Source organism: Neisseria sp. P0021.S007, assembly GCF_051956855.1.
The window spans coordinates 1-464 of the sequence record NZ_JBQCXA010001547.1 but is presented as its reverse complement, the minus strand read 5'-3'; the positions used below and the strand labels follow the sequence as shown (position 1 = coordinate 464).

Annotated in this window: 1 protein-coding gene; it reads left to right on the top strand. The window is 52.4% G+C overall.

Annotated elements, in window-relative coordinates; translation table 11 throughout:
- Positions 1 to 464 (top strand): IS110 family transposase (locus tag ACTHUR_RS20185; protein ID WP_440400579.1); only part of this gene is annotated, 464 nt, incomplete at both ends.

The window sequence follows — 464 nt, the reverse complement described above, 5'->3', positions numbered from 1 at the left end:
CGTCATCGCCGTTTCGTCTTTGTCTAAAACCAAAACCGAAACCAACAACCCAAAAGGTATCGCCCATACTATCGAATACCTTAAAAAGCACAACGTCGCCCTCGTCGTGATGGAAAGCACCGGCGGTCTCGAAATCCCCGCCGCTAAAGCCATCCACCGCGCAGGTATGGCCGTGATCATCGCCAACCCGCGTCAGACGCATCAGTTTGCCCAATCGCAGTCGCTGACCAAAACCGACGCCAAAGATACCCAAATGCTCGCCTTCTTCGCACAGATGATGATGCAGAAAGAAGGTTGGCAAACCATGCTCTACCAACCGCCCACCGAAGCGGAAGAAGTGTTGGAAGCATTGGTTAACCGCCGCAACCAACTGGTGGATATGCGGACTGCCGAGAAAAACCGTCTGCATCAGGTTCATGAAACGCAAGTCGAAAGCGTCAAACAACTGATTGCCCATTTTGACC